This window comes from Paenibacillus sp. ALJ109b, from assembly GCF_010747435.1.
Taxonomy (GTDB): domain Bacteria; phylum Bacillota; class Bacilli; order Paenibacillales; family Paenibacillaceae; genus Paenibacillus; species Paenibacillus taichungensis.
This window is the reverse complement of record NZ_JAAIFP010000023.1, coordinates 138,466-163,397: the sequence shown is the minus strand read 5'-3', so window position 1 is coordinate 163,397 and position 24,932 is coordinate 138,466. Positions and strand designations below refer to the sequence as shown.

Below are 24,932 nucleotides of genomic sequence, written 5' to 3'. Positions count from 1 at the left end.
TGCATTTATAATTTGTACATGAATGTGATACACTGATGGAACTATTCCTTTTTCGGAAGTGCTTGAAGTGTACGGGACTGCTATCCATTAAAAAGTCTCGGCACGTTATAAGGAGGGTGAACAAAAATGAGTTACTGTTGTGGGGCAAGTATGGTGGGAACAAAGGGCACGCTGAAGCATTACCGCACCCAGGTTCATAATGTTCCCCTGCTGTTTTGTCCGGTGTGTCACCGGGTAGAAGTGCATTATAAAGTGGAAAATGAATATGAAATTTTGGCTGAATATGCGCATGGAGATGGTGCGTCGGAGATTGATTTTCAAGATTACGTGACGGAAGATGAAGATGCGATTTTTGAAAATTGCGTGAATCGTGAAAGCGAAGATGCTATGGTCATTGTGCAGCGTCAGATCGACATGTCTCTGGATCTACTTCGTCTTGCCAAGGAAATGAAGGATGAGAAGTGGGAAAGTGAACTCAAGCGTCGCTTAGCCGTCATGAGTCAGCGCAGACTTAAAATTCAGCATAACAAGAGTGGACTATAGATTGAATTTAATTATTTAAAATTTAAACTATACAAACGGAGCTTATTCGCTAATCGAGCGAAAAAGCTTCGTTTTTGTTGTATATAGAAACTAATTCACGGTTTTTCTTAAAATAATTTCCATTCGACACTTTCTCCGATTGACTCCCTTCTATAAACTTGTCTATGATAAAAACAGACTTGCAAAAGAGGCGGAGCAAAAAATGTTCGTGTTTGGGAATAGGAGAAGGTTAGAATGGAACAGACGTATAATGTTTTCCGGATCGACTCTTGGTTACCCGGAATAGACCAGCTTGGGTTCCGGACATGCCATCCATATTTTCGGCTCAGCCCCCTAATGAAAGGGCACCGGTAATGAAAAATAAAATCGGCCCTTCCTGTTTCTGTGATGATATGATGTCCGAATGGCAAGTTTATCATTTACGTGAAAAGGAGGAACCTGACATGATTAGTGAATTTCAGGATACAGTGCCTCGACCAACGAATGGATTCCCGCCTGTACATCTGGATAACAACAAGTATGAGAATGTCCTGGAGCATCTGGATAGCGGTATAATGTTGTTTGACAGTAATGGTGTATTGACGTTTATTAACGTTCAAATGGCAAAATTGTTGGAGCTTCCTAGGAGTCTATTGAGCGGCTGCACTCTGATGCAGATGCTGCATCATCCACAGATGAGCCGATTCAAGAAAAAGAAAATTTTACGCATCTATCGGGAAACTATCTTTCATCGTAAGCGCTATCATGAATTGATTGACGAGTATGGCAGGCATTGGCTGGTTACAGTAACGTATGGGGATCAGATGGATGGGGACTTTCTCTTCAGTGTGAAGGATGTCTCCGATTATAAACAGATTGAGCAGACCGCTTATCAAAATGACAAACTTGCAATGTTGGGGCGGATTTCGGCATCGATTGCCCATGAAATTCGCAATCCTTTGACGGCTATCCGCGGATTTATCCAGTTGCTTCGTCCTCATTTGCTGCAATTGGGGAAAGACGAGTACGCTCGAATCATTCTAACGGAGATTGACAGGGCGAACGACATTATCTACGAATTTCTGAATTCCTCGAAACCGTCAGCTCCTCAGAAGACCATTATGTCTGTTAACTCTTTGCTCAAAGAGGTGGTCTTGCTGACAGAAAGCGAAGGATTAATGAAGGGGTGCGAGATTACCCTGGATGAAGCAGAAGTCCCGTTAAATGTGTCCATTGATGTCAAACAGATTAAGCAGGTAATTTTGAATATGGTTAAAAACGCAATGGATGCCATCGAGGATGTGGGCGAAGAGCATACTGGCTTGATTCAGATCTCCACGGGAACCGAGAACAAGTATGTGCAGATCTCTATTGCTGATAATGGACAGGGGATGGACCACAACACCCTTGTGCGCCTGTTTGACCCGTTTTTCACCACCAAGGAGAGCGGAACAGGACTGGGGCTTTCCGTGAGTTATCGCATTATCAAAAATCACGGAGGCAACATCTCTGTGGATAGCAAAAAAGGGGAAGGCACCCGGTTCATCATTATGCTTCCTTTGGTGTAAAGACAAGAGTTATGCGAACAGGAATTGGCCTACCCGCCGATTCCTGTTGTTTTTTGTTGGGACGATTAGGGTTATAGTTAGAATGAATGCGAATACATAGCTCAATTCACGGGAGGAAGAACTAATTATGAATATCCAGGGAATGGAACAAATGAACAAACAGCTAATGGACCATGTAGGGAAAATCATTGTGGGCAAAGACCATACGATTGAGCTTGTGATGACAGCCATCATCGCTTCAGGGCATGTCCTGCTGGAGGACGTACCCGGTACGGGGAAAACCATGTTGGCCAAATCAGTAGCCTCTTCACTGGATTGTACCTTCCAGCGTATTCAATTCACACCGGATCTTTTGCCATCCGATTTAACGGGTATTCATTTTTTTAACCAAAAAGAAGGTGACTTTGAATTCAGACCTGGCCCCCTGTTTGCCAACCTGGTGCTGGCAGATGAGATTAACCGGGCTACACCGCGTACCCAGTCCAGTTTGCTGGAGTGTATGGAGGAACGGCAGATCAGTATTGATGGTTCAACCAGACAGCTGGAACGACCATTTATCGTCATTGCCACCCAAAACCCAGTAGATAACCAGGGAACTTTTCCATTACCCGAGGCACAGATGGATCGTTTCATGATGAAGATCCGAATGGGCTATCCAAGCAGTGAAGATAGTGTAGAAATTTTGAGACGTACGGTATCGAGCCGATCTGTTGCCGATCTGTCCGCTATCATTAGTCGCGAGCAGCTGCTTGAGGCACAGAGCACTTATACATCAGTCCAAATTGACGAAGATCTATTGCGATATATTATCCGTCTGACAGAAGCGACTAGGCAGCATCCCGAGCTTTCACTGGGCGTAAGTCCACGAGGAGCGCAGGCGTTGCTCAAGGCAAGTCAGGCCTGGGCTGCTTTACATGGCAGAGACTTCGTTCTCCCTGATGATATTAAAATATTGGCGGAGCCCGTGTTAGCCCATCGGCTTGTATTCCGCAACCGAGTGAGACAACAAGAGGGCTTGGCGGAGCGTATTATTCAGGAACTTCTGAGCCAGACTGAAGTGCCGACGGAGAATTTTGCTACAGGCAGCGGGCGATAACATATGGCATTACTATGGCTAGTCATTGTCGGAGGCATTGTTATTGGAGTACACGGCATATGGTTCGGCCGTCCGGCTTTACGCAAGCTGAAGTACACCAGAGAATTCAGCAAAATGCGTTGTTACGCCGGGGATGAGCTGGAGATGGTTGAGACGATTGCGAATGAAAAACGAATATCGGTTCCATGGCTCAGACTTGAAGCTATGATGCCAGTTTCATTTGTGTTTCGTTCGGGCTCGGGCATGGATATCAGTCAGGGAGATATTTATCAGAATCATAAAAGTATCTTTACTTTGAAACCGTTTACCCGTATTACGCGCAAGCATCCTTTTGTATGCAGCAGACGTGGGATCTACACGTTAAACACAGTAACCATGACCGGAGGGGACTTGTTCGGCCTTTGGCGTACCTCGAAGCCTATTCCCGTTCATCTGTCCATGGTCGTATATCCTTCACTTGTTCATGCGGAGGATCTGCCTGCGATCTATCAGGTATGGCAAGGTGAGGTTGAGGTATCCCGTTGGATTGTTGAAGATCCTTTTCTGATTCTCGGGGTACGACCGTATGGTGCGGGTGATCCGATGAACCGTATTCATTGGAAAGCGAGTGCACGCACTGGAGAATTGCAGGTTTATAAGCAGGGATGGACTGCGGACCCTCAATCCTGGATTGTGGTCAATATTCAGGAGTCGGCGGACATGTGGAGTGTCGTTACCCGCCCGGAGATGATCGAACGGGCACTTCGTTATGCGGCAACAGCAGCGGTAGATGCAATTGGAAGAGGGTTACCCGCGGGATTTGCTCATAATGGCTGTCGTGTGAGTGGAGGGCGCGATCCATTGCGGATTGAGCCTGATTACGGCAGTCCTCATCTGGAAATGTTACTGGAAGCTATGGCAGAGACGGAGCTGAAATGCATGGTTCCCATGGAGCAGTTCCTGAGTGATGAAGTAGAACGGAATGAAGAGGCTCAGCAGGTTCGCAGTTATCTCTTAATTACGTCCTATGTATCTCCATCTATGGAACATGAAATTGCGCGTTTGCATGAGCAAGGCCACCGTGTGACCATACTCCCCGTAGAGGGCGGGAAAAGCGATTCCAAGGCGGTGAGTGCATGAATGAGACCAACAGCAACAATACCAAGGAAAAAGTACTTTTATTCATGTCGGCCGTTCTGTTGATTGGGGTATATTTTTATCCGCTATTAACGCTTACTTCCCTCTATGCAACCGGTCATTTTCCATACACATTAATGGCTATCTTTGTTATTGCTGGCTGGTTAGGTCAGTGGGTACAGCACAGGTTACCAACCATCAGCGAAAAGAACACGTTTATTCGATGGGGTGCAGCGTTGCTTTTGGGGCTGTTGATCTCATGGGTAATTGCCCTAGTGTGGGCGTTTCCTTTACCTGATTTACTGACGGCAGTGGTATGGGGTGTGATTTCAGCCTATATTGGGTTGAATTTTCAACCTGTCTTCCGTTCGATTTTGATTTGGCGCTTGCAGATTTGGGGTGTAGTCAGTGCAATTGTGCTCAGTGGGGCGGCCAATGGAATTGAATTCATGCAACCTCTTCGGACTTACACCGGAACCATATATGCAGCAGGAGTAATCAGTTTTGTTGGCTGGCTAGTAGGCCAATACAGTGTGCAGCTGGATCGTGCGATATTAAATGATGGCTCAAAACGGATCGTGTTACGTGAGTTTGCCCGGGCGAATCACCAGCGTCTGTTATGGATGCTGATTGTGATCGCTGGAATTGGTGCTTTTCCCAGTCTTGTTGCCTGGCTAGGACCACTGCGTGACCGTCTGCTTGCTTGGATCAGAGGTTTAATAGGCTCGAGTTCCAATCAGGAACCTCCTATTACACCTACAGCTCCAAATGAACCGCCAATGATACCTGAAGGGATGGAACCGGCAGGGGAGCCCTCCATTTTCTGGGATATCCTGGGCTGGGTTGTCATGGGGGCTGTCGTAGTTGTGATCTTGTGGCTTATCCTGCGTTTGGGGCAGAAGGCGATAAACAAACTTATGGAGCGTTTCAAAGGGCTGCTGCAGCCCGGTCAGAAGAAGGTAGAACCACGGACGGAGTATGTGGACATTAGCGAAACGTTAGAGGCGCCTGCAAAAACGCGCAAATCCTGGTTCCGCAAGAAGGAGTCGCTACCCTCACAGGAAGCTGAACGTGTTCGATTTTATTATCGGAAGTGGATCGACAGAGCTGCACACCGGGGCGTGCATATACAGGGTGCACATACGCCACTGGAGGCTGCAGAGGCGATTGTTCAGCATGGAGCCAGAGAAGATGATCAGAAGCTCTCTGCAATGCTACCAGATACCTATAACGCTGTGCGCTATGGGAAGAAATCTCCAGACGATTCCGAGATGAGTGAGATTGATCGGATATGGAAATCTTATCGAAGTAAATAAGTCGGGAATCCCTTTACTTTTCTTGTTACGTTCAAGTATCATGAGAGGAATACACAAGTTGGTCAGAAAAGGAGCAGACATTAATGAAGACAAATCATTGCAAAATAGTAGATTGTACAATCCGTGATGGTGGATTGGTAAATAACTGGGACTTTAGCGTGGACTTTGTTCAACAGCTCTATGCTGGATTGAATGAAGCTGGCGTTGATTATATGGAAATTGGATATAAAAACTCACCTAAGCTCTTGAAAGGTGCAGAAGAAGCAGGACCATGGCGTTTTCTGAATGATGATTTCCTGCGCAAAGTAATTCCGCAAAAAGGAAATACCAAACTGTCTGCACTCGTTGACGTTGGACGTGTGGACGAGAATGACATTCTGCCTCGCAGCGAAAGCATGCTGGATCTGATCCGTGTAGCTTGCTACAGCAAAGATGTAGATAAGGCACTTGCTCTGGTTCAAACATTCCACGATCGTGGATATGAAACAACGCTGAACATTATGGCATTGTCTAATGTTATGGAAAATGAACTGCTGGAAGCTTTTGAACTGATCAAGGAAAGTTCTGTGGATGTTGTATACATAGTAGACTCCTATGGAAGCCTGGATCATAACGATGTGAAATATCTGGTGGAGAAGTTCAAGACTCATCTGCCGAACAAACGTCTTGGCGTTCACACACACAATAACATGCAACTGGCGTTCTCGAACTCGTTGGTAGCAGCTGAGCTTGGTGTTGAACTGCTGGATGCTTCCGTATATGGTATGGGACGTGCTGCAGGGAACTGCCCTACTGAACTGCTTGTTGCTCATTTGAAAGGCACGAAATACAACCTGCGTCCAGTCCTTGGTGTATTGGAGCAATTGATGGTCCCTCTTCGTGAAAAAGAAGAGTGGGGTTACATTTTGCCTTATATGATTACAGGTACATTGGACGAGCACCCTCGCTCGGCGATGGCACTGCGTTCGTCGGAAGACAAAGATAAGGTTGTTGATTTCTATGATAAATTGACAACACCAGAAGTTAATTTTGACAAATAAGCTTGATGCATAATTCTTGAAGTTGACTTCAAGTCAGCAAGAGAAGGGATCTAATACGTCTATAACTTTAGCGCATTAGCGTTTTAAGTCGAAAAGTACACATATGGCGAAAATTAGTCTGAAATACAGTTGCAAACTAAAAAAACATGGACTCCAATGGGGAGTTCATGTTTTTTTAGTTCTTATTGCCTTGTTTTTCTACATATCTATGAATAAATATTCCTAGGAATGCTCATTTTTTTTGTTCACGTCTGCGGAAATAAATGTTATTATGTACCAGATAGCATGTTTTCACATGTGAATTGAACGTTGATAGAGATGAAAATGTCGAATATTGTAACAAATTAGATTTATATCGTTAAGGTTATTTCAGGATAGGCGATCCCGGGAAGGAAAAAACACGGCATGAAGGCTAATCAGCAAGATCAGAGAAAAATAGGTTGGGTCGCGATAGGCGGCTTATTGTGTTTCCTCGCAAGTCAATGGTTTCGTTCCTCCGCAAGCTCTGATCTGATCATATCGGTTTACCCGGTTTTGACACTCTTGGGTGGCTTCGCTGCGGCAGCGGCCTGTATCGGCATTTATAATCAAAGCTGGTTATTTCAGACTCAAAGACTGACCCTCCGTAGGGTCCTCATGACTACGTTGTTTTTATTGATTGGTTTGTTTGAGTTGGTTCACATCGTTTCTTTTGCCGAAGAAATGCCAAATGGCGCGATGGTGGAGTCGGAATTCTCGCTGAAGATGATTTCACTAGGATCTCTTGTTTGTGCGGCAGGTTTGCTGTTCATATATGCAGTCAACGAGAGGGGAATTGCGTTACCACGCAAATTTCTAATTTTCAGTGGAACACTCGGTATTTTTGTTGTTTTGTATACAGTTGCAATTCAGGAATGGGCTATTCTGCCGAACTTGTTGGAGGGGAATGTGCTTGGCGGCATGTTTACCCGAATTCATTTTCTGATCGGAATGCTGTATGGCGTGACTGCGGTCGTGTTATTCGTTCAATGGAAAAAAGGCAAAGATGGTGATCTGCCTACCATTCTTTGTGCAATCCTCTGTTTTTTCTTTGGGGAATGTTACTTTGTCTCTGCTACGAAGATTAATGATCTCAATCTGTTGCTAGGTCTGTTAAGCGATTGTTTGGGCTATTTCTTCATCCAGAAGGGACTATATTCGTCTGTGGTAGATACGCCTTTCCTGAAACAACAGGTGGCTGAAGCGAAAATGAACTTTATTGCTCACCATGATGATGTGACAGGACTGCCGAATCGTCGTCGTCTTTCTCAGCGACTGAAAGTGATGATGAATGCTGCGATGGTAGAGGAACAGCTTGTCGGTGTCTTGGTATTGAATATCAACCGGTTCAAAACGATTAATGATTCGTTAGGGCAACAAGCGGCTAACCGTGTACTTCGTCAGGTAGGACAGCGTTTGAAGCATTCTTCGCTTCCGGGAGAGGAAGTGTTCGGACTGGGAAGAGATGAGTTCGTATTGACAATGACAGACTTCTGCACAACAGATACGGCATTGCAGCGGACAAGATCGATTTTGCAACTGTTTGAAAAACCTGTAACGGTGGATGGGAACGAGTATCATCTCACGTTGGGTATTGGTATGGCGATATTCCCGCATGATGGAGACTCACCGGAAGAGATCATCCAGAATGCGGATACGGCGCTGCATAATGCCAAAGAGCAAGGAATAGAGCTAAACCGATATGCCCATGCGATGCAGATGAAAGCCCAGGAACGTTTGCAGCTTGAGAATGATTTGCGCAAAGCGCTGGATCGTGGGCAGTTCTATCTTGTGTATCAGCCGCAGGTTAATCTGGCGAGTGGGTTGATTGTGGGTATGGAGGCTTTGGTGCGTTGGCAGCATCCGCTGAGAGGCTCTGTATCCCCTGGGGAATTTATTCCTCTTGCTGAGGAGAGCGGGCTGATCGTGCCGCTTGGAGAATGGGTATTGCGTGAGGCCTGTGCACAGAACAAACGCTGGCAAGAAGCCGGCTACCGCAAGCTTTGTGTATCGGTTAACCTGTCCATGAGACAATTCAGGCATTCCCATCTGCTGGACAACATCAGCGGTATTCTCAAAGAGACAGGCTTGGAACCAGTGTGGCTTGAACTTGAGATTACGGAGAGCATGACGTTTGACAAGGATCGTGCGTTTGAGCAGTTGCGCAAAATTAAGGAAATTGGTGTGCACATTAGTATTGATGATTTTGGCACCGGGTACAGTTCACTGCATTATTTGAAAGATCTGCCGATTGACCGCCTCAAGATTGACCGTTCCTTTGTCAATGAAGTGATGGAGGACAGCAATAACGCGGCAATTGTGTCGACCATTACGTCGATGGCTCATCACCTGCAGTTGAAAGTGACGGCTGAGGGTGTTGAGAATGAGGACCAGCTTTCATTTCTTCGTGATCAGCATTGTCATGAGGCTCAAGGGTACTTTTTCAGCAAACCGATTGTGGCAGCCGATTTTGAAAAAAAGTTTTTGAGAGATGTGGATAAACCCACCGGTTAAGGATAGACAGGGGCGTGGACACGCTTCTGTCTTGTTTTGTTTCGATATGTTAGAGGGAACATGGTAAAAAGAAGTTGCAAGCGTTGGATGATCATGGTATATTAATTTTGTAAAATTCATGTTAATGTTCCTCGGAACTTGACGGGACGTAGCTCAGCTTGGTAGAGCACCTGGTTTGGGACCAGGGGGTCGCATGTTCAAATCGTGTCGTCCCGATCGTCATTCGCGCGGGTGTAGTTCAATGGTAGAACTTTAGCCTTCCAAGCTAATAGCGTGGGTTCGATTCCCATCACCCGCTTAACTAATGTAAGACCTGAAACCCTTGTGAAAACAAGGGTTTTTTCTTTTTCTAGAAGTTAGATAGTGTATTTTAAGTCATGTTTAAATGGAGAATATCATTGAGCTGAATTGAAAACCTTTGCTTTTTCCCCATCATCTGGTACAATAACGGAGAAATTGATACTACACATGAATGAGAGGTAACCATACGTCCCATGAAGTAAAACACATGAATTCAACCCCAGTAACTGCAGAGAGTTTATGACGCAGTCAGCCAAAAAGCGGCTGAGCAATGAGGGGATTCGTGTGTCCAAATTCAGCTATGGGATCAGGTATGGAAACAGGCAGGCTGTTCTGGCTTAGCTTGTGTATACCCTTTTAAGGGTTCTTTGTTCATACCGTGGGGTATCTTATGCTTGTTTTTTGACGCTTTATCCAATCCTGAATTGCCAGACCGCCGGCTGATGCCAGCGGTTTTTTTATTTTGAATTGCAGGAAGGATGAGGCCTCATGATGACAATGGTACGCCTACATGAAGTATCGAAAGAGTGGAACGGGAATGAGTTGTTTGCAGGATTAAATCTCGAAATAAATGAAGGTGAGCGGCTCGCCATTCTAGGTCGCAACGGCTGTGGCAAGACCACCTTATTAAGCATCATTCTTGGTGAAGAAGAGGGTGGTGGACGCATCGAACGTCACATTCCGCAGCAGGAATGGGGTTTTATGCGCCAGCGCTCATTGATCAAGCCTGAGATGAATGTGCTTGATGCTGTCCGGCAGGAAAGTGGACGGATTTACGAGGTAAAGCGTGACCTGGAATTACTGGAACAACGGATGAGCAACAGTGGAGCGGCAGATGAGCAGCGGCTGCTCGAAGCTTATACGATAGCGATGGAGCAATATGAGCAATTGAACGGGTATATGTGGGAGACTGAGGTAGAGAAGGTACTGACTCGTCTGGGGTTATCGTCGGAACATTGGAATCGGCCGTATCATTCTTTGAGTGGTGGGCAAAAAACGAAGGCCCGTCTCGCAGGATTGCTGGTCAGTAAACCCAAATTTCTGATTCTGGATGAACCGACGAATCATCTGGATGAAGAGAGCATGCGCTGGCTTGAAGAATGGCTTTCGGCCTATGCTGGAACATTGTTGTTTGTTTCTCATGACCGGACCTTTATTGATCAGGTCGCAACGGGTGTCATTGAGTTTAGCCCGGATGCACTGACCAAATATAAAGGCGGCTACACCGACTACAAAGGGCATAAGGAACGCGAATTACGTGAGCAGGAAGCAACCTATCGCAAGCAGGAGCTGGAACGGAAAGCGCTAGAAGAGACGATCCGCAATTATCAGCAATGGTTTCATCAGGCTCATAATTCAGCAAGCGATGTGGAAGTGAAAATAACTCAGAGCTTTTACAAAGCGAAAGCCAACAAGAACATTTCTCGCTACCATGCCAAGCAAAAACAACTGGAGCGCCTGGAGAAAGAACGCGTGGATAAACCCCGCGAAGCTGCAAAATTGAACATGGAGCTGCAAGTGAACACGCTGGCTGCCCGCCAACTCCTTGCACTGGAAGACGTTAGCTTTGCTTACCCGGGGAGCCCCACATTGCTTCACCATATCAGGATTGCGGTCGAACGTGGAGATCGTCTTGCCGTACGTGGTCCGAATGGCACAGGCAAGACGACACTGCTCAAACTGATAATTGGAGAGCTGGAACCATCCCAGGGCAAAGTGACACGACATCCACAACTGAAGATCGGTTATTTTTCGCAAGAGCTTGAGGGGTTACCGGAAAGTGAGACACTTCTGGATAGTTTGCTCAGTCTTCCATCCATGACACAAAGTGCTGCACGTACCATTCTCGGATGCTTTTTATTCTCAAGAGATGATGTGTTTAAGCGTATTGGGGATCTAAGCATGGGAGAGAAGTGCAGAGTTGCATTCCTACGGTTGTATTTCGGGGGATCTAACGTGCTGGTGCTGGATGAACCGACCAATTATCTGGATATTGACACACAGGAAGTGATGGAGAATATATTGAAGCAGGCATCCGGAGCACTGGTGCTCGTATCCCATGACCGCATGTTGACCAAAGTACTCGCCAGCCGCTTGCTTGATTTAGAACCCGGCGGGAAGGCTACACTGTATGAAGGTGGAGTGGAGGATTGGGAGCAATCCATTAAACTACGAGAGTCCGCCCTTGAGGTTCGGGAGTCAGATGATGAACGGCTGCTGCTTGAAATGCGTTTATCCGAGCTATTATCTCCCATGAACAGTGCGAGCAATGATGTGTTGACTAAGCCTGATGATGTAATTGAACGGGCGGCTGAGTTTGCCGAGGTTCGCGAAATTCAGCGTCGTTTGAAACAGTTGCGCGAGCTGCGAAAACATAAGTAATCGATTGACGAAGCTTATGCCGTTTTACTTTTTGGCTTAACGTTTGAACATGCGGCTTTACGGCTTGCTATTTCGAGCGATTTTGCATATAATAATGGACGATCATCAGTAAATTTGAAGGTTTATCTGACATGCAAACGTGATGATGGAGACAAGTAAGCAGTGCCTCTGTACAGGGAGGAAGCGCCGTAGATTGAGAGCGTTTCTGTAGAACAAGGCTGCTGAAATTCACTCCGGAGCGGTACCCTGAACCATATCATGCGATTCATCGCAGGAGCCAGTAGGGGGTAACGGTTAACGGTCGTTATTCCGTATAGAGTGAGGCAAACATGTTGCAGGCCGGAAGGGCCGGGCAGCACTGAATGTCTAACAAGGGTGGTACCACGGTCTTTTCGTCCCTTTTGGGGAGAGAAGGCCTTTTTTTGTTGCATTAAACCACATAAAGGGGGCATTTACACATGAAAGAACGTTTGGAGGCATTAAAGATCGAAGCGCTGGAGCAACTGTCTGGCGTGAACGATCCACAGACGCTGAGTGATCTGCGTGTAAAGTATTTGGGGAAAAAGGGTGCATTGACCGAGATTTTGCGCGGTATGGGTGCGCTTAGTGCAGAGGAACGTCCGGTGATTGGTCAGGTTGCCAATGATGTTCGCGGCGCGATTGAAGAAGTCATTGATAGCAAGCAGGAGCAGTTCCAGAAGGAAGAGACGGCGAAACGCCTGCAATCCGAAAAAATTGATGTGACCCTGCCAGGACGTCGCGGACGTCAAGGTGGACTGCATCCACTGACTAAAGTGGTACAGGAAATCGAAGATATTTTCATCGGTATGGGTTACCGCGTAGCGGAAGGTCCTGAGGTTGAAATGGATTATTACAACTTCGAAGCACTGAACCTGCCGAAGAACCACCCGGCGCGTGATATGCAGGATTCTTTCTATGTAACAGAAGATCTGTTGATGCGTACGCATACGTCTCCGGTTCAAGTTCGCACTATGCAAAGCATGAAAGGTGAAGTGCCTGTTAAAGTCATCTGTCCGGGTAAAGTATACCGTCGGGACGATGATGATGCGACGCATTCGTTCCAGTTCAATCAGGTTGAAGGTTTGGTTATTAGCGAGAACATTCGCATGAGTGACCTGAAAGGTACCTTGCTGCAATTCGTACGCGAAATGTTCGGTTCACACACCGAGATTCGTCTGCGTCCAAGCTTCTTCCCGTTCACAGAGCCAAGTGCTGAAGTGGATGTGACTTGTGTGCAATGTGGAGGCAGTGGCTGCCGTGTATGTAAACAGACAGGTTGGCTTGAGATTTTGGGCGGCGGTATGGTTCACCCGAAAGTGCTCGAGATGGGCGGTTATGATCCGGAGAAATATAGTGGGTTTGCATTCGGAATGGGCGTAGAGCGTATCGCCATGCTGAAATACGGCATTGATGATATTCGTCATTTCTACAACAGTGATATGGCGTTCCTGAAACAATTCGGACGACTGTAATTACCGAAGTAGCATACAGGGCGAACGCCCTTCATTTGCAACACCAATTCATAGATTAGGAAGTGAACGTCCATGAGAGTATCGACAGATTGGCTGTCTGATTATATCGCGCTGGAAGGCGTGGAACCGCAGGAGTTGGCAGAGAAAATCACCCGTGCGGGGATTGAGATTGATGTAGTGGAGAACCGGAACCAGGGCGTAAACAAAGTGGTTGTTGGTTACGTAAAGAGCAAAGAGAAACACCCTGACGCTGATAAGCTGAATGTATGTGTGATTGATGCCGGACAGGAAGAAGATCTGCAGATCGTATGTGGTGCGAAAAATGTGGATGCCGGTCAAAAGGTAGTCGTTGCCCTGGTAGGAGCGAAGCTCCCTGGTGGACTCGATATCAAAAAAGCCAAGCTGCGCGGCGTTGTATCCCTTGGTATGATCTGCTCTGCGAAAGAACTGGGCATGAACGACAAGTTGCTGCCGAAGGACCAACAGGAAGGCATTCTCGTATTGCCGGCACAAACGGAAATTGGCACACCAATCAGCCAAGTGCTTGGTCTCGACGATCATGTTCTTGAACTGGACCTGACACCGAACCGCTCCGACTGTCTGAGCATGCTGGGTGCAGCTTATGAAGTAGGTGCAATTCTCGGTCGTGAAGTGAAACTGCCTGATCCAACTCAAAAGTTGGTGGAAATCGGTGATGCGGCTGCGAATCATATCTCGGTTGAGATTACGGCTGGCGAACAATGCAGTCATTATGCAGCCCGCTATGTCACTGGGATCAAGCTGGGAGCTTCCCCGCAGTGGATGCAAAACCGTTTGATGGCCGCTGGCATCCGTCCAATCAATAATATCGTTGACATCACGAACTATGTCATGCTGGAATACGGACAGCCGCTGCATGCTTTTGATGCAGATAAGCTGGAGAAGGGCCACATTGAAGTGCGGATGGCCAAAGAAGGCGAAACGATCGTGACGTTGGATAGCCAAGAGCGCAAGTTGGAGCCGCATATGCTGCTCATTACGGATGGCGTGAAACCTGTAGCCATCGCGGGTGTTATGGGTGGAGAGAATTCCGAGGTAACGGAAACCACAGTGAATCTGTTGTTGGAATCCGCCAAGTTCGACGGCGGAACCGTTCGGAAAACGTCGCGCCAACTGGGGCTGCGTTCCGAAGCAAGCATGCGTTTTGAGAAAGAAGTCGATCCGGCTGCTGTCATTACGGCATTGAACCGTGCGGCTGAATTGATTCAGCGTTATGCGGAAGGCGAAGTTCATCAGGGGATCGTGGAAGCTGGAACAGCCGCAGCGGATAAGCATGTTGTGCAGCTGTCGCTGGATAAACTGAATCGCTATCTGGGAACCGAGTTGTCCCTGCTTGAAGTGAAAACCATTTTCGCCCGTTTGCACTTTGCATGTGGTGATGCGCAGCAGGGTTTGCTTGATGTTGAAGTGCCTAGCCGCAGAGGGGATATTACACTTGATGTTGATCTGTTTGAAGAGATTGCCCGTCTGTACGGATACGACAATATTCCAACCACGTTGATCGAAGGACCAACAACACCGGGGGCTTACACGCGTTCGCAAGCAATGCGTCGTACCATTCGTGGCCTGTTTGCAGGTAGTGGCTGGCAGGAAATGATCAGCTATTCATTCGTACACCCGGATAAAGTATCCTTGTTCCCTGCTCTAACAGAAGGTAGTAAAGCCGTGAAGTTGGCTATGCCAATGAGTGAGGACCGCAGCGTGCTTCGTAAGAGCATCTTGCCACAAATGCTGGATGCAACGGTGTATAACATGAACCGCAAACATGATTCGCTGGCTGTATTTGAAGTAGGCAGTGTGTTCTTCACTGAAGAAGAAAAGTTGACGAAGCAACCGCATGAAATTCCGGTTCTGAGCTTGTTGCTTACCGGAAATCGTGCATCCCAGCAGTGGAATGTGGGAGCAGAGAAAGTGGACTTCTTCGATCTGAAAGGTGCACTTGAGAACCTGTTCGCCTATGTGGGTCTGGAGGAGCGCATTCGCCTGGTGGCAAACAGTCCAGAAGGCTTCCATCCTGGTCGCTCCGCATCAGTATACCTTGAAGCAAAAGATGGCGGAGAGGGCAAACTGATTGGTACAATGGGTCAATTGCATCCTGAACTGCAGCAGCAATATGATCTGAACGACGTGTACCTCGCGGAGATTGGTCTCGAAGCCATCTATAGTGAAGCGGATGCGGATATCCGTTATCGTGAGCTTCCACGTTTCCCGGCAGTTGAGCGGGATATCGCTGTTGTTGTGAGTAAAGATATCGAAGCGGGGGATATGCTACGTTCGATTCGTGAATCTGCTGGCGAACTGTTGCAAACCGTACAGGTATTCGACGTGTTCACAGGCAGCAAGTTGGGTGAAGACAAGAAGAGCGTAGCGATGGCTCTCGTTTATCGCAACCGTGAACGCACATTGACGGATGAGGAAATTACTGAGGTTCATGCTCGTGTTGTTGCTCGTCTGGAGGAGCAATTTGGAGCCGAATTGCGTAAATAGAACATAAGTCAATTTTTTGAACAAAGATTAGCAGGAATTGCTTGAAGTCACATCGAATCCTTAGCATTAGAGGATCGATGTGACTTTTTTTGTTTTACAGCTTAGAATCAACATACAGACTTTAAGGAGGGCACAACTGTGACTATACCTGATCGTACACGCGTCACCGTAGAGATCTACGGGACTTCCTATAAACTGGTTGGCAGCAGTGCCGACTATATGAAACAAGTAGCTAGCCTGGTGGATGAGCGAATGAGCGCCATCTCCAAACATAATTCCCGACTGGATACCCCGCGTATTGCAGTTCTGGCAGCTGTACATATGGCTGAGCAGTCTCTTCAGACTCAGGAAATTCGAAATGAGCTGAAAATGCTGACCGGTGAACGTACCGAACTGAGAAATGAACTCAATCGGCTGAATGCCATACAAAATGAACATCAGCAGGAACTGGAACGCAGGGACCAAGAACTCGCTGAAGCAATGAAACTTAAGGCTGAGGTGGAACAGGCCATCGCGAAACTCCAGAAGGATCAGCAGGCAGAAGTAGCCAAGCTGAATACATTATTGGAGCAGGAACGCGCTCAGGCAGCAGTTCGCGAGCAAAAACTTCAGGCTCAAACTGCGGCGCAACTGAAAGCGGCTGAGGAGAAGGCGCAGGCGCGTCTTAAAGAAGCGGAAGAAAAAGCAGCGAATCAACTCAAGAATGCGCAGACTCAGGCGGCAGCGCAGCTGAAGGAAGCACAGACACGATCAGCAAATGAGTTGCAGCAAGCACAGGCCAAAGCGACTGCACAATACAAGGAGCTGCAGGATAAGACCGCAGTTCAACTGAAAGAAGCCGAAGCTCGGGCCGTGGCAGAACGTCAAAAAATTGAGGTGCAGGCCGCACAGCAAGTACAAACGGCGAAGGAACAAGCCGAAGCAGCAATTTTGTCTGAATTGGAACAAGCCGAGGCTCAATTGCAAAAGGTTCAGGAAGAAGCCCAGCTTCAATACCGTGAACTTCAATCCGAGATGGAGCAGCGTATACAGCAGGCAGAGCAAGCTGCCGTCAATCAGGCTCAAGAACTGACTGAGAAGGCAAAAGAAGAACAAGTCGCACTGCAGCAACGAGCAGAGCAGAAGCGACTGGCTGATATTGAACAGCTGAATGCAACGTTCAAGGAGTCATCTGAACTGGCGGAATTGGAGTGGATGGAAAAAGAAGCGGCTTATGAAGAACAGCTTCAGCAAATCCAGGAAGCAGCCCAGACTCAGGCGAACGAAGCTGCGGCAACTGCTGAAGCTTTGCTGCAAGAAGAGCAAGGCAAGCTGAAGCAGCAGTTGGAAGAAGAACGTAAACAGGCCAAATCGCGCTTAATCGATGTTGAAGGCCAATTAGCCGAGGTACGTAAGCAGCTCAAGAATGCTCAAGAGGTTGTTGTGGATCAGGAGCAACAGCTCCAACACGAGCGTAATCAAACTGAAACGTTGCGCAGTGAACAAGCCGTATACAAACAGGAGCAGGATGTTCAGCTTCGTCGAATTACGGAATTGGAGCAGCAACTGGAACAACTAAAAGCGGATAGTGCTCTGCTGACTGAACAACTCCGCAACACAGAAGCTGAGGCCGAACATTTTCGGGAAGCGGAACAGCAATGGAAACAGCAGTATAACGAGACCGTTGAACGTGAATCTTCTCTGACAGCACAGCTGCGAAAAGTACAGGATCAGCACGGTCAACTGGAGCAGGAAATCAAGAAACTCCGTGAAGCCGAAGTGAAATCCGAGGATGAGCAGCGCAGGCTGCAAAAAGTGCTTGAGCAGGCCCATGCGGCAGTACGCACATTACAACATGAACTTGGTGCACTGACTCAGAGCGAGCAATCCTGGAAAGAGCAGGCTGAACAACGTCTGATCGAGATCGGCGAATTGGAGACACAGGTACTTGAAGCTGCAGAACAGAATGAAACGCTGGAGTCAGGTGTACAGTCCCTTCATGATGAATTATCCGTTGTTAAAGAAGAAGCTCGTCACGCCAGCGAAGAAGCAGAACGTTACATTGCACAAGCTGGTCGTCTGGAGCTACAACATAAAGAGCTTGATGGTGAATTGAATGAAGCACGTGAAGAACTGAACAAGCTGCAGGAAAATTATAAACAAATCCGCAAGGATTATGGTGATGCATTGCAGCGCGAAGAAGACTATACTCGCAAGCTGAATGAGATGAGCGAAGAAAAGAAAGAAATCGTGCGTGCGCTTGAAGAATCCAGGCAGCATGCCAATCAGCTATCTGCGCGGATTGATGAACAAGGCAGCTTACTGACTCAGACAGAAGAAGAAGCACTTGAGTGGCAGATTAAGCATGAAGAATTGTCTGCCAAACAGGCAGAGCTCTCCTCTCGCCTGCAAGAGCTGACTGCTCGGGAAGTTGAGCTGAAATCCAGAGTAGAACAATCGGAACAACAAGATCAGGTTTGGCAACGTCGTGCTGATGAATGGGCGGCTCAGGAACAGTCCTGGCAAGATCGATGGACTACACTGGAGAATGAATTGAATCTCTGGCAGAAAGAAAGTGCTGCCAGTGTTGAGAAGGTAGAAGAGCTGGAACACGAGCGGCAGCAGCTTGCCCAGCAGCGTGCAGAAGCAATCGAAGAAAAGCAGACGATGGAAAATGAACTGCTGGATATCGGTGAGCGGTATGAACTCGCGGCCAATCAGTTGCGTTTGCTGCAGATTGAACGTGAGATGGAGCAGGAGAAAGCGGAGCAACTGAATACAGATTACCGCCAATTGCGGGATGAATATACAAAATTGCAGACGGAATATAACGAATGGATTGAATTGATTGAGCAGGATCAGACCTAGCTGATGATTATGTCATAACTGGAATCCTGGACAGCGCACTCTTGTACAATTTGTTATAATGAAGAAAGAGCTCCCGTCGCTACGGGGGCTCCTTGTCTTGAACACTATTCTTCAACAATAATTTTGGAGATCATACTGCCGTGACCGCTTCCGCAATAGACGGAACAGGACATTTCAAATTCTCCTGCTTTGTCAGGAGTAATCACCTTGGAACTGTTCTTGGTATCCAGCCGAAGGTTCAGCTCAGGCACGAAAACACCATGATTTCCGTTTGTATTTTCATAAACAATCTTAACCGGGACACCTTTTTTCAAATGGTATTCAGGTTGGTCAAATTCATAGTTGCTTGCTTTGATTACCAGTTCTTCGCTTGCAGTTGCACTCGAATCGGACTCGCCGTTTGATTCTGCGGATTGTCCAGTTCCACCACAGGCAGCAAGGACCAGAATCAACATACAGGCTGCAAGCCATGCCATACCTTTCTTCATCATATGCCTCCTTAAAAACCGTGATATGGATAAAATTTGAATGATTTCTCCAGTCATCATACCGCAAATTGGCGATGCCTGTACATGCTGCCTATGTCGTTTTTTTGAACATCAGCATGCTCACAACCTAAAAAAATAAACCTCATCAGGCGTTTAAGCCATCAGAGGTTTAGGGGAAGCCTATGGGGAGTAGGTAAGTTGGAGCCTATGCGTGATCTTTGGATCTTCTTCCGGCATCAAAAGGGGTGGAAACCGGGATGAACAGATCGATGATCCCAATGACCAATGCAGCCAGAACAGCACCAAGCAGACTGACATGTACATGATCTACGACATATTGACCAATCCAGATCACCAGTGCGCTGACGATGAAGCCGACTATACCGCGGCCAAAAGGATTAACCCTTTTACCGAAGATGCCTTCAACAACCCAGCCAAGCAGAGCGATAACCAGAGCAAGCATCAGCGCGCTCCAGAAACCACCGACGGCGAATCCGGGTACGATCCAGCTGACGACCATCAATACAATTGCGGCGATGATAAATCGCACGACATGTCCCAGAAAATTCATTGTGTTATACCTCCTTTATTCAAATCGGATTAAGCATTGTACAATCCTGTTCATTGGTGAGGTTGCACAATCCTGACACCTGTAGTTTGCGGCGCTATGTCCCAAGTTATGTGTGGAAGGATTCGTTAAATAGCGCTAGAAAGTTTCTTTCGTTATAATACAGTTATAGTTTGGAAGGAGTTGTACACTTGGACACGAAAATTTTACAAACATTGGAATATCGCAAAATTTTAAATACATTGCAAAGCTTTGCCCAGACTACGATGGGAAAAAAGAAAGCAGAACAATTGGAGCCGATCAGTGAACTGGAAGAAGTGAAGAGACTGCTCCAGCAAACCGATGAAGCTTTTACGTTTGACCGTCTGAAAGGCTCTCCATCTTTTGGGGGAATTGTGGATATTACCGCTTCGATCAAACGTGCCGAAATAGGGGGCACGTTGAACCCGCATGAGTTACTGGGAATTTCCAACACCACTTTGGCAGCACGTCGATTGAAACGTCAGATCGCTGCACTCCACGATGATGAAAAAGTGGAATCCATTTTCTATATCAGTGATCAGTTATCTGAGCAAAAAACACTTGAAGATGCGATTCGTATCTGTATTGACGACAATGCCGAAGTTTCAGACAGCGCGAGTGTAACACTGGCGCAGATTCGTCGTGAGCTGCGCGGTGGTGAAGCTCGCATCCGTGAGAAACTGGATTCGATGATCCGTTCTTCTACGGTATCCAAAATGCTGCAGGACCAGCTGATTACAATTCGGGGAGACCGTTTCGTGATTCCCGTGAAATCGGAATATCGCTCGTACTTTGGTGGGATTGTACATGATCAATCCGGTTCGGGAGCAACGCTGTTTATTGAGCCAGAGTCCATCGTTGCGATGAATAACAAATTACGCGAGACCCGAATCCGGGAAGAGCGCGAAATTGAAGTGATTTTGCAGAAATTAACAGCACTTGTCAGTGAACAGGCAGAGTGGTTATTGTATGATGTTGACCTGCTGGGATCGCTTGATTTCATATTTGCCAAAGCACGTCTTGCCCGTGAATTGAAAGCCACATTGCCACGTATGAACGATCGCGGATTCATCAAGCTCAAAAAAGGACGCCATCCGCTGATCTCGATTGAAAATGTGGTGCCAACCGATATTGAACTCGGCAATGATTATACGTCGATTATCGTAACGGGTCCAAATACAGGTGGTAAGACAGTAACGCTCAAAACAATTGGGTTACTGAGCCTTATGGCGATGTCGGGTTTGTTCGTTCCGGCCGAAGACGGCAGCCAGCTCTGCGTATTTGATGCGATTTATGCGGATATCGGTGACGAACAAAGTATTGAACAGAACCTGAGTACATTCTCCAGTCATATGACGAACATCATTCGGATATTGAAGAACATGACGACCAAAAGTCTGGTGCTGCTCGATGAACTTGGGGCAGGTACCGACCCTGCAGAAGGTTCTGCGCTGGCGATCTCCATTCTGGAGCATATGCATCAGACTGGATGCCGCATGGTAGCAACAACGCATTACAGTGAGCTGAAAGCTTACGCGTATGAGCGCAAAGGTGTTATTAATGCGAGCATGGAATTCGACGTTAACACACTGAGCCCTACCTACCGACTGCTCGTTGGTGTGCCGGGACGGAGTAACGCGTTCGCAATTGCGGAGCGGCTGGGCCTGCCAGGATACATTCTGGATTACGCGCGTGGCGAAGTGAAAGAGGAAGACCAGCGCGTAGAGCATATGATCGCTTCCCTGGAAGAGAACCGGCTTACTGCGGAGCAAGAACGTGAGAGTGCAGAGCGTTTGCGCCAAGATATGGAGAATTTGCGCAGCCGTCATCAAGCCGAACTGGAGAAATTGGAACAGCAGCGTGACCGACGCATTGAAAAAGCGGAAGAAGATGCCCGCAACATTGTGGACAAGGCCAGAGCGGAAGCCGAGAAGATTATAGCTGATCTTCGCCAGCTCGCCATGGAAGAAGGCGCATCCGTGAAGGAGCACAAACTTATTGCTGCTCGCAAACAACTGGATGAAGCTGAACCTGAGAAACGCAAGAAGACAGTTAAACGTACTTCAACGGCAACGAAGTCTCGGGTCATCGGACCGGGCGATGAAGTTCTTGTCTACAGTTTGAATCAAAAAGGTCATGTGGTGGAGATGTCAGGCACCAAGGATGCAATGGTTCAATTAGGGATCATGAAAATGAAAGTATCCCTGAATGATCTTGAATTACAGCAGTCTGCACCAGCTGAAGCCAAACCGAAGCAGAAACCGGTAACCGGTGTGAAACGAACTCGCGATGACAATGTGAAAAGTGAACTGGATTTGCGGGGGACGAATCTGGAAGAAGCCTTGATGGAGACAGATCGTTTTATCGATGAGGCTTTCCTTGCTAATCTGGGTCAGGTTTACATTATCCACGGTAAAGGAACAGGAATTTTGCGTTCCGGTATTCAGGATTACCTGCGTAAGCATAGACATATAAAAAGTTACCGGCTGGGCAATTACGGAGAAGGCGGAAACGGTGTGACCGTCGCAGAATTGGAATAGCCCGACCAGGAATCAAAGAAGTTCTGCCGCCTGACTGAGTTCAGGCAGCAGAATGGGGAAGGGGAACGGTGAGTGAAAGGGACGATTGACGAATTGCTGTCTCATCCCTTGGGGATGGTGCTCGGATTTTTCTCCGTAGCGATTATGGAGCTGCTTGTATTTCTGGCTTGCTTTGAACTGGTGACCAAGTACAAATGCTGGCATGAAATCAAGAAGGGCAATGTGGCGGTTGCAATGGCTACAGGAGGCAAAATCTTTGGAATCTGCAACGTGCTTCATTTCTGCATTCAGGCCAAATCATCGGTGTATGAAGCGATGACGTGGTCATTTGTAGGATTTGTCCTTCTGCTCATTGCCTATTTTCTATTCGAGTTTCTGACCCCGGTTTTCTCCATTGACAAGGAGATTGAAGCGGATAACCGGGCCGTTGGATTGATATCCATGATTATTTCCGTCTCGTTGTCATTTGTTATTGGCGCGAGCATCATGTAGGGGGACCGTTCATGAAAATATTGATACGGATTCTGTTTGCTGCATCGATTGTATTTTTTGCCATTGGCGTCATTTATGTGTTGAACACATGATTATTTGAAAGAGAAAGGTTGATTCAATATGGAACCAACAGTATGTCCATGGTGCCACACCGAGATTGTATGGGATGAGGAGCTAGGTCCTGAAGAAGAATGCCCTTACTGTCACAATGAATTAAAGGGATATCGTACACTAAACATCAATATCGGTGACGAAGAGAACAATGAAGCTGAGGAAGACATCTATGATATGGATGATGTTGAGGACGATGAACAAACTACGGATCTCGCCAATTTGTGGGGAGATGAAGTAGAGCTGAAATTGCCGGAGCTTCGCACATTGACGAAGTATGCGGATGAGGGCAATGATCTGATTCAATACGAAGAAGGCGTGGAGAAGCAGCTTGATTTGCAAGAAGAAGTTCCAGAATGCCCACACTGCCGTGAATTCATGATTCTTACGGGTACACAGAAGGCAAGCAAGGATACGTTCAATCCTGTTGCCAATGCCGTAACTGGTACGGATTCGTTGCTTGATGCGCCGTTCTCTGTACAAATGTATGTATGCTCAGGCTGCTTCCAGGTTCAATATAACCTGTCTGAGGATGATCGTCTGCGTCTGATCCAGAATTTGAGTGCGCGGAAATAAGGGAGTATATTGCTCTGAAAATATATAATATTCCGGAAATTCATCATGTTTTCCTTCTGCTTGGGGTACGTTAACCCTGAGACCTTGCCTGTGAAGTGCTGACTTCAGGTGGAATAAGGAGGGAGCAGATGAAGATTTCTCTGGGCCGACAATCCATTCTGCTACTAGGCGTGAATGGATTGTTTGTGTTAGCTGGAGCTTTGTCGGGGACGTTTCTGAACGTGTATCTTTGGAAAAGCCGCCCGGACTACGCCATGCTGGGATGGTTCACGATAAGCCAGCAAATTGCACTGGGACTCACATTTTGGCTTGCGGGAAAGTGGGTCAAGGAACATAACAAAATGAGTGCGTTGCGCTTGGGAACGGCATTGTCAGGTATTTTTTACATGCTTGTGTTATGGGCCGGGCCAAAAGCGGTTGACTGGATATGGCCTCTGGGGATTTTGTTTGGATGTGCACTGGGATTGTTCTGGATTGCGTTCAATGTGGTTTATTTTGAGGTGACTGACCGGGAGAATCGGGACCTGTTCAATGGTTGGGTGGGTTTACTGGGTTCCATGACAGGTATTATCGGCCCTTGGTTCTCAGGTCTTATTATTTCACGAATGGTTGATAATTCGGGTTATCGCCTTATTTTTACGGTGTCGTTGGTGATTTATGTGATTGCCGTTGTGTTCAGTTTTTTTCTGAAAAAAAGGGAGGTCAGCGGAACATACCGCTGGTCTGAACCGTGGCGACAGCTGTCTGCCAAAGATAGCGCATGGAGGCCGCTTGGCATGGGACTGTTTGCGCAAGGCGTGCGGGAAGGCGTATTTGCCTTTCTGATTGCGTTGCTCGTCTATGTGGCAACTAAGCAGGAATATAAGCTTGGGCAGTTCTCGCTAATCACTTCTGCCGTAGCACTGGTGAGTTACTGGGCCGCAGGAAAATGGTTTAAGCCTCAATACAGATCCAAGGGGATGTTAACCGGCGCGATATTGTTATTCATCGTGTTGATTCCGCTATTATGGAAGGTTAGTTATGGTACGCTTTTAATTATGGGAATTGGATCTGCTTTGTCGATGCCGTTGTATATTTTGCCGATGATTTCGGCAGGATTCGACCTGATGGGGGCGAACGGCGAAAATGTAGAGAAAAGGGTTGAACTTGTCGTATTAAGGGAGCTTTGTTTGATGGTCGGTCGTTTACTTGGCCTTGCTGTATTTATTCTGACGGTCATGAATGGCCCTTCATTACAAACGTTAACCTGGCTTATTGTAGCGCTTGGGGCGTTCCCACTCATTGGCTGGATATTTATGCGCAACATGTTAGTGCATCCCGATCAGCAAGAACCCTCTGCGTAGGGAAAAGGGTACAGTACAGGGTTTTAATCCTGAGCTGTACCCTTATTTATTTGAG

Annotated in this window: 17 protein-coding genes and 2 tRNA genes; 17 read left to right on the top strand and 2 right to left on the bottom strand. The window is 47.2% G+C overall.

The window, feature by feature from the left end:
• Positions 1 to 126: 126 nt before the first annotated feature.
• The 13 genes from G3352_RS21210 to zapA all read left to right on the top strand — a co-directional run bounded on the left by G3352_RS21210 (position 127) and on the right by zapA (position 18,738).
• Positions 127 to 543, top strand: coding sequence for a hypothetical protein (locus tag G3352_RS21210; RefSeq protein ID WP_024628323.1), 417 nt, complete (start codon positions 127 to 129; stop codon positions 541 to 543).
• Positions 544 to 986: 443 nt separating this feature from the next.
• On the top strand, positions 987 to 2,090 hold the full coding sequence (locus G3352_RS21205; protein ID WP_076289929.1) for an ATP-binding protein: 1,104 nt from the start codon (positions 987 to 989) through the stop codon (positions 2,088 to 2,090).
• Positions 2,091 to 2,217: 127 nt separating this feature from the next.
• On the top strand, positions 2,218 to 3,186 hold the full coding sequence (locus tag G3352_RS21200) for an AAA family ATPase (protein WP_163759503.1): 969 nt from the start codon (positions 2,218 to 2,220) through the stop codon (positions 3,184 to 3,186).
• A gap of 3 nt (positions 3,187 to 3,189) precedes the next feature.
• A complete protein-coding gene (locus G3352_RS21195) occupies positions 3,190 to 4,305 on the top strand; it encodes a DUF58 domain-containing protein (protein WP_163759499.1) in 1,116 nt (371 codons plus the stop codon).
• A complete protein-coding gene (locus tag G3352_RS21190) occupies positions 4,302 to 5,618 on the top strand; it encodes a DUF4129 domain-containing protein (RefSeq protein ID WP_163759496.1) in 1,317 nt (438 codons plus the stop codon). Before G3352_RS21195 ends, G3352_RS21190 begins: the two co-directional genes overlap by 4 nt.
• A gap of 83 nt (positions 5,619 to 5,701) precedes the next feature.
• Positions 5,702 to 6,658 (top strand): aldolase catalytic domain-containing protein, encoded by a 957-nt coding sequence (locus tag G3352_RS21185; RefSeq protein WP_063564204.1) that lies wholly within the window; start codon positions 5,702 to 5,704, stop codon positions 6,656 to 6,658.
• Positions 6,659 to 7,063: 405 nt separating this feature from the next.
• The gene (locus G3352_RS21180) at positions 7,064 to 9,190 is read left to right on the top strand and encodes a bifunctional diguanylate cyclase/phosphodiesterase (protein WP_163759493.1); all 2,127 of its coding nucleotides are present in this window, start codon (positions 7,064 to 7,066) and stop codon (positions 9,188 to 9,190) included.
• A 142-nt stretch (positions 9,191 to 9,332) separates the two neighbouring features.
• Positions 9,333 to 9,406, top strand: a tRNA-Pro gene (locus G3352_RS21175).
• 11 nt (positions 9,407 to 9,417) lie between these two features.
• Positions 9,418 to 9,488 (top strand) — tRNA-Gly (locus G3352_RS21170).
• 491 nt (positions 9,489 to 9,979) lie between these two features.
• Positions 9,980 to 11,872 (top strand): ribosomal protection-like ABC-F family protein, encoded by a 1,893-nt coding sequence (gene abc-f / locus G3352_RS21165; protein WP_163759490.1) that lies wholly within the window; start codon positions 9,980 to 9,982, stop codon positions 11,870 to 11,872.
• Positions 11,873 to 12,330: 458 nt separating this feature from the next.
• Positions 12,331 to 13,365: a phenylalanine--tRNA ligase subunit alpha gene (gene pheS, locus G3352_RS21160; RefSeq protein WP_024628331.1), complete on the top strand. Its 1,035-nt coding sequence runs from the start codon at positions 12,331 to 12,333 to the stop codon at positions 13,363 to 13,365.
• A 72-nt stretch (positions 13,366 to 13,437) separates the two neighbouring features.
• The gene (gene pheT / locus G3352_RS21155; protein WP_163759486.1) at positions 13,438 to 15,891 is read left to right on the top strand and encodes a phenylalanine--tRNA ligase subunit beta; all 2,454 of its coding nucleotides are present in this window, start codon (positions 13,438 to 13,440) and stop codon (positions 15,889 to 15,891) included.
• A gap of 138 nt (positions 15,892 to 16,029) precedes the next feature.
• A complete protein-coding gene (gene zapA, locus G3352_RS21150; protein WP_163759483.1) occupies positions 16,030 to 18,738 on the top strand; it encodes a cell division protein ZapA in 2,709 nt (902 codons plus the stop codon).
• A gap of 104 nt (positions 18,739 to 18,842) precedes the next feature.
• Here the strand turns inward: zapA and G3352_RS21145 are convergent, their stop codons facing one another.
• Together G3352_RS21145 and G3352_RS21140 are read right to left on the bottom strand one after the other, a co-directional pair.
• Positions 18,843 to 19,226 carry a cupredoxin domain-containing protein gene (locus G3352_RS21145; RefSeq protein WP_163759480.1) on the bottom strand — a complete coding sequence of 128 codons (384 nt, stop codon included), beginning with the start codon at positions 19,224 to 19,226 and terminating at the stop codon, positions 18,843 to 18,845.
• Positions 19,227 to 19,431: 205 nt separating this feature from the next.
• Entirely contained in the window at positions 19,432 to 19,797 is a 366-nt protein-coding gene (locus G3352_RS21140; protein ID WP_053780442.1) for a phage holin family protein, read from the bottom strand.
• 188 nt (positions 19,798 to 19,985) lie between these two features.
• Between G3352_RS21140 and G3352_RS21135 the strand changes: the two genes are divergently transcribed.
• The 4 genes from G3352_RS21135 to G3352_RS21120 all read left to right on the top strand — a co-directional run bounded on the left by G3352_RS21135 (position 19,986) and on the right by G3352_RS21120 (position 24,877).
• On the top strand, positions 19,986 to 22,355 hold the full coding sequence (locus G3352_RS21135; protein ID WP_163759478.1) for an endonuclease MutS2: 2,370 nt from the start codon (positions 19,986 to 19,988) through the stop codon (positions 22,353 to 22,355).
• A 72-nt stretch (positions 22,356 to 22,427) separates the two neighbouring features.
• A complete protein-coding gene (locus G3352_RS21130; protein WP_162842430.1) occupies positions 22,428 to 22,847 on the top strand; it encodes a DUF350 domain-containing protein in 420 nt (139 codons plus the stop codon).
• Between the two features lie 120 nt (positions 22,848 to 22,967).
• Positions 22,968 to 23,534, top strand: coding sequence for a hypothetical protein (locus G3352_RS21125; RefSeq protein WP_113051626.1), 567 nt, complete (start codon positions 22,968 to 22,970; stop codon positions 23,532 to 23,534).
• Between the two features lie 128 nt (positions 23,535 to 23,662).
• Positions 23,663 to 24,877: an MFS transporter gene (locus tag G3352_RS21120; protein ID WP_163759475.1), complete on the top strand. Its 1,215-nt coding sequence runs from the start codon at positions 23,663 to 23,665 to the stop codon at positions 24,875 to 24,877.
• Positions 24,878 to 24,932: the final 55 nt, after the last annotated feature.

Coding starts and splice junctions, on each gene's coding strand:
- G3352_RS21210 (WP_024628323.1), top strand. CDS start 127: ATGAGTTACTGTTGTGGGGCAAGTATGGTGGGAACAAAGGGCACGCTG.
- G3352_RS21205 (WP_076289929.1), top strand. CDS start 987: ATGATTAGTGAATTTCAGGATACAGTGCCTCGACCAACGAATGGATTC.
- G3352_RS21200 (WP_163759503.1), top strand. CDS start 2,218: ATGAATATCCAGGGAATGGAACAAATGAACAAACAGCTAATGGACCAT.
- G3352_RS21195 (WP_163759499.1), top strand. CDS start 3,190: ATGGCATTACTATGGCTAGTCATTGTCGGAGGCATTGTTATTGGAGTA.
- G3352_RS21190 (WP_163759496.1), top strand. CDS start 4,302: ATGAATGAGACCAACAGCAACAATACCAAGGAAAAAGTACTTTTATTC.
- G3352_RS21185 (WP_063564204.1), top strand. CDS start 5,702: ATGAAGACAAATCATTGCAAAATAGTAGATTGTACAATCCGTGATGGT.
- G3352_RS21180 (WP_163759493.1), top strand. CDS start 7,064: ATGAAGGCTAATCAGCAAGATCAGAGAAAAATAGGTTGGGTCGCGATA.
- abc-f (WP_163759490.1), top strand. CDS start 9,980: ATGATGACAATGGTACGCCTACATGAAGTATCGAAAGAGTGGAACGGG.
- pheS (WP_024628331.1), top strand. CDS start 12,331: ATGAAAGAACGTTTGGAGGCATTAAAGATCGAAGCGCTGGAGCAACTG.
- pheT (WP_163759486.1), top strand. CDS start 13,438: ATGAGAGTATCGACAGATTGGCTGTCTGATTATATCGCGCTGGAAGGC.
- G3352_RS21145 (WP_163759480.1), bottom strand. CDS start 19,226: ATGAAGAAAGGTATGGCATGGCTTGCAGCCTGTATGTTGATTCTGGTC.
- G3352_RS21140 (WP_053780442.1), bottom strand. CDS start 19,797: ATGAATTTTCTGGGACATGTCGTGCGATTTATCATCGCCGCAATTGTA.
- G3352_RS21125 (WP_113051626.1), top strand. CDS start 22,968: ATGGAACCAACAGTATGTCCATGGTGCCACACCGAGATTGTATGGGAT.
- G3352_RS21120 (WP_163759475.1), top strand. CDS start 23,663: ATGAAGATTTCTCTGGGCCGACAATCCATTCTGCTACTAGGCGTGAAT.